This is a genomic window from Pseudonocardia sp. UM4_GMWB1, assembly GCF_017312155.1.
Taxonomy (GTDB): domain Bacteria; phylum Actinomycetota; class Actinomycetes; order Mycobacteriales; family Pseudonocardiaceae; genus Pseudonocardia; species Pseudonocardia alni.
On sequence record NZ_QJPN01000006.1, the window covers coordinates 1 to 4,712 of the forward strand.

The 4,712-nt window shown below is 77.6% G+C and carries 5 protein-coding genes and 2 pseudogenes; 1 reads left to right on the top strand and 6 read right to left on the bottom strand.

Going from position 1 to position 4,712, the window contains the following annotated elements; genetic code table 11:
- From DMP15_RS30055 to DMP15_RS30075, 6 genes and pseudogenes are all read right to left on the bottom strand, one after another.
- Positions 1-183 (bottom strand): hypothetical protein (locus DMP15_RS30055; RefSeq protein WP_337827007.1); only part of this gene is annotated, 183 nt, incomplete at its 3' end.
- A 435-nt stretch (positions 184-618) separates the two neighbouring features.
- Positions 619-1,077, bottom strand: coding sequence for a Rieske (2Fe-2S) protein (locus DMP15_RS30060; protein ID WP_073575701.1), 459 nt, complete (start codon positions 1,075-1,077; stop codon positions 619-621).
- A 37-nt stretch (positions 1,078-1,114) separates the two neighbouring features.
- Positions 1,115-1,276 (bottom strand): DUF6529 family protein, encoded by a 162-nt coding sequence (locus DMP15_RS30065; RefSeq protein WP_443217726.1) that lies wholly within the window; start codon positions 1,274-1,276, stop codon positions 1,115-1,117.
- 52 nt (positions 1,277-1,328) lie between these two features.
- Positions 1,329-1,373 (bottom strand): annotated as a pseudogene (locus DMP15_RS30510) (hypothetical protein); the annotation flags it as partial.
- Positions 1,374-1,507: 134 nt separating this feature from the next.
- Positions 1,508-2,086, bottom strand: a pseudogene (locus tag DMP15_RS30070) (DUF6529 family protein); the annotation flags it as partial.
- A gap of 931 nt (positions 2,087-3,017) precedes the next feature.
- Positions 3,018-3,149 carry a hypothetical protein gene (locus DMP15_RS30075; RefSeq protein WP_337827008.1) on the bottom strand — a complete coding sequence of 44 codons (132 nt, stop codon included), beginning with the start codon at positions 3,147-3,149 and terminating at the stop codon, positions 3,018-3,020.
- Between the two features lie 373 nt (positions 3,150-3,522).
- Between DMP15_RS30075 and DMP15_RS30080 the strand changes: the two genes are divergently transcribed.
- Positions 3,523-4,365: a hypothetical protein gene (locus tag DMP15_RS30080; protein WP_337827009.1), complete on the top strand. Its 843-nt coding sequence runs from the start codon at positions 3,523-3,525 to the stop codon at positions 4,363-4,365.
- Positions 4,366-4,712 lie beyond the last annotated feature (347 nt).

Genomic DNA, 4,712 nt, shown 5'->3' on the forward strand with positions numbered 1-4,712 from the left:
CAAGTCGGTGTGGGTGGAGTTGTCCGGCGGCACCGCGACCCGTTCACCCTCGGCTGACCCGGGACTCCCGGTCCGGGGACTCCTCCAACCCAGCCGTTCGGTCCAGCGCTCGCCGCGGTCGGCACGACGCGGGGCGGGCACGCGGGCGGCGGGGGTGTCAGTACGGGTCTCGGACGTGCTCATGGGGGGCCTTCCGTCGGCGGTGTGCACCGCCGTGCCCGGGGTCGAGGTCCCGGGCACGGCGGTCCTCCGGCACCGCGGCCAGGACGCGCGGGTCCGGCGACGGGGAGCGTCGCCGGATCCGGCGACGTGTCGCGCGGCGCGGAAGTCGGGGAGCGGCCACGGAACCGGTGCGGACCGCACGCTACGGACCGACGGGGGCCGCTGTTCGCGAGCTGAGACCCCGACCGGTGGACGGACCCGCGAGCGCGACGGATGGGAATGCGTTCGGCCGTCGGGACCAGCCGAGTCCGTCGTTCGCCCCGCGGGGCTCTCAGCGGGCGGCCGCTCTCCCGGGCGAACGCGAACGCGAACGCGATCGCGCAGGCAGAGCTCCGACCCGCGACGATCACGACGGTGTGGGTCCGCCGGGCCGGGGCCGGTCCCGCGGGCTGCCGGTCAGGCCAGGACCACCTGCCCGCCCTCGACCCGCACCTGTCGCGAGGTGAGCGGGGCCTGGGCGGGGCCGTCGAGCGGGGCCCCGTCGGAGACGGCGAACAGGCTGCCGTGACAGGGACAGGAGATGCCGGCCGGGGAGACCTGGTCGACGAGACAGCCCTGGTGCGGGCAGGTCGCGTCGAACGCCAGGACGGTGTCCGCGTCCGGGCGGGTCACGACGACCTTCTGCTCGGCGAAGACCCGGCCGCCGCCGACCGGGACGTCGTCGACGGCGGCGATGCCGGCCGGTGCCGCGGCGGTGCTGCTGCTCGGGGCGGCCGCCGCGGGGGCGGGGGTGGTCGGTGCGGGCGCGGCGGGTGCCGTGTCGCGCGGGGTTCCGTAGGTGGCGCAGCCCGCGGCGCAGCAGGCCACGGCGGCACCGGCGCCGGCGAGGAGCCGGCGGCGCGGGATCGGGGACACGGGGGACCTCCGGGGGACGGTGGGAGCGGTCGGGGGGTCAGAACGACAGGCCGTGGCCGGCGAAGAACCACAGCGCCGAGGTCAGCCAGACCCCGGCGAGGACGGCGAGCAGCACCCCGCCCGCGACGGCGAGCAGCCATCCCGGCACGCCGGGGCGGCGCAGGAGCAGCATCTTGGTGACGAACGCGCCGTAGAACAGGCAGCCGAGCGCGGGAGTGCAGCAGCGCCGACGTCGTCGCGCCGGACCAGCCGAACGCGTAGAGGCACTGCGCGGCGACGGGCACGGTCACCAGCACCGCGGGCGCGGCCCGACCAGCGGTGCACGACCGCGGTCACCGGGTCGGCGTAGCCGCGCATCATCATCCGGCCGGTGACGCCCTGGACGATCGCGAGGACCAGGGCGGCCGAACCGAGCCACGCCTTTGGCCGCGGCGCCGCTGGAGAAGCCGGCGAGGTTGACCGCGACGCCGGTGCCGACGTGCTGGCGGGCCCAGACGCCGAGCGCGACCGCGACCAGCGACCCGACCACGACGGGGACGGCGACGACCCGCCACGACAGACCCTCCGCCGGGACCGCGACGTCGTGGGCCGCCTCGGCGTCGGGGCGGCGACGGGCGCGCGCCGGGTCGGGTGCCGTCGCGCGGGACCGTCGACGGCCGGGGCCGCGCCGACCGGGCCTGCGGGCGGGTCGCCGCCGTCGGCCCGGTCGCGGACGGCGGGGCGTGCGGGGCGCTCGCGGTACGCGGCAGCCGGGTCCTCGGCCGGGGCGCCGGTGCGGACGTCGGTACCGGCGGCCGCCCCGTCGCCCGTCCCGTAGCCCGTCCGGTCGTAGCGGCCGGGTTCGGCGTAGCCGGCGAGCGGTTCGTAGGCGTCGGGGTGGTCGGCCGTGCCTGCCGGCCGGCCGCGGTGGTCGGCGTCGTCGGACCAGTGCAGCCGGTCCGCGCCGGCGGGCCGGGAGCGGCCGGGGGTGCTCCCGGACCAGGCCGTGTCGTCGGCGCCCTCGGACCATCCGGAGGGCGGGTCGTCACCGGCGGCCCGGCGCGGGCGGCCGGGACGCGCGGCCCCGGCGGCGGGCGCCGGGCGGCGCGGCGCGGCGACCCCGTGGGTGCCCGAGCCGCCGCCCGGGGGCGGGGTGAGCGGGCCGGTCGGGTGAACAGGTCCCCCGCGACGGCGTCGCGGCGACGGTCGGCGGTGCCCGCCCACCGGTCCGCGCCGCCGCCGGGGTCGTGGTCGGGTGCCCAGGACGGCTCCGGGACGGCGGCCCAGCCACCGCTGTGCTCGGGGCCGCGGGGGCTCGGGATGTCCGCGGAGACCGGGGCGAACCCGACCGGGTCGGTGAGCTCGCGGTCCGCGTGCCGCGCGCGGGGGGACATCAGTACCCACCGCCGTAGCCGCTGCCGCCGGTGGACGGGGCCGGCGCCTCGGCCGGGGCCTCGGCGGGTGCGGCGGCCGGCGTCGCGGCCGGGGCCGGGTCGGAGGCGTCGGTCCGGGTCGCGGTGAAGTCCCAGGACCTCCGTCGGCGCGGGCGGTGCCGGTGGCGACGCCGTCGGCGACGGTGTACTCGACCTCCGCGCCGTCCTCTCCGGTCAGGCGGGTGGTGCCGCCGGGGGTGGCGGTGCCCTTCGTCCAGGATTCGATGCCGCGGTTGTCGCAGACGTAGGCCTGCACGGCGCCGTCGGTGACCCGGATGTCGACGGTGACCTTCCCGTTCGTCGACCGGCCCGTGTAGACGACCTCGCCGGTCCGCGGCCGGTGCCGGGGCGGCCGTCGGAGCGGGCGCCGCCGGGAGGGCGGACGAGCCGGCGGCCTGTTCGACGGCGGCGGGGGCCGCCGGTGGCAGCGGTTCCGGTTCCGCGGTGAGCACGACGTTCGCCGTCGCGGCCCCGGCGGCGACCGCGCCGACGGCGACCATGGTCAGGAGGGGTCCGGAGAGTCGCATGTCAGCCCACCTCGATCCGGACCGAGTCGAACGCGGGCGTCTGGTTGGCCCGCTGCATCATCGGGGTGCGGTGCGACCCGTCCCCCGCCCACGACGAGCACTGCAGCTCGCCGGTCTGCTCGACCCCGGGCACGTCGATCGTGACGCTGTCCGGCCGTGCCCCTCCACCGCCGTCCTCGGTGGCCTGGAAGAACAGCGGATCGGGCGACGAGTCCGGTGCCTCGCCCCGGGTCGGGCAGGATCCGGCAGGCGGTGTGGAAGTGGCCGCGCTGGAGTCCCTGGCCGTCGAGCAGGGACGCCCTCGGCGTAGTAGCCGCCCTGGGCCGCGGGGAGGAACCGGTCACGGACCAGGTTCCGGGTGCTGACGGTCAGGCGGAACGACTCCCCGGGCCGGACCGTCGTCGGGGCCTGGGTGATGAGCAGCGACGGGCTGCGGTCGGCGTCGGCGACCTCGCCGAACGCGGTGGACACGCAGCGGGGCGCCCTTCTGGAAGCCGTCGTGGGCGGTGAGCCGGCTGCCGGAGCAGTCGACGGCGAGGATGTCGAGCGCCGACGGCGCACCCTTCTTCTCCCCGTCGCCCGCGTCGGGCTCGTCCCCCGCGCTGCCGGAACCCTGGTCGGCCGAGCCGCCACCGGCCCCGGCCCCGGCGCTGTCACCGGACCCGTCACCGGAGCCCGATGAGCCGGGGCCCGTGTGCCCGGCGTGGTCGTGCTCCCCGCCCCCGGAGGAACTCCCGGATCCGGAGGAGCCCTCGGAGGACGAGCCCGACGCGGGCGACGGGGAGAAGAAGGGTGCGCCGTCGGCGCTCGACATCCTCGCCGTCGACTGCTCCGGCAGCCGGCTCACCGCCCACGACGGCTTCCAGAAGGCGCCCCGCTGCGTGTCCACCGCGTTCGGCGAGGTCGCCGACGCCGACCGCAGCCCGTCGCTGCTCATCACCCAGGCCCCGACGACGGTCCGGCCCGGGGAGTCGTTCCGCCTGACCGTCAGCACCCGGAACCTGGTCCGTGACCGGTTCCTCCCCGCGGCCCAGGGCGGCTACTACGCCGAGGCGTCCCTGCTCGACGGCCAGGGACTCCAGCGCGGCCACTTCCACACCGCCTGCCGGATCCTGCCCGACCCGGGCGAGGCACCGGACTCGTCGCCCGATCCGCTGTTCTTCCAGGCCACCGAGGACGGCGGTGGAGGGGCACGGCCGGACAGCGTCACGATCGACGTGCCCGGGGTCGAGCAGACCGGCGAGCTGCAGTGCTCGTCGTGGGCGGGGGACGGGTCGCACCGCACCCCGATGATGCAGCGGGCCAACCAGACGCCCGCGTTCGACTCGGTCCGGATCGAGGTGGGCTGACATGCGACTCTCCGGACCCCTCCTGACCATGGTCGCCGTCGGCGCGGTCGCCGCCGGGGCCGCGACGGCGAACGTCGTGCTCACCGCGGAACCGGAACCGCTGCCACCGGCGGCCCCCGCCGCCGTCGAACAGGCCGCCGGCTCGTCCGCCCTCCCGGCGGCGCCCGCTCCGACGGCCGCCCCGGCACCGGCCGCGACCGGCCGAGGTCGTCTACACGGGCCGGTCGACGAACGGGAAGGTCACCGTCGACATCCGGGTCACCGACGGCGCCGTGCAGGCCTACGTCTGCGACAACCGCGGCATCGAATCCTGGACGAAGGGCACCGCCACCCCCGGCGGCACCACC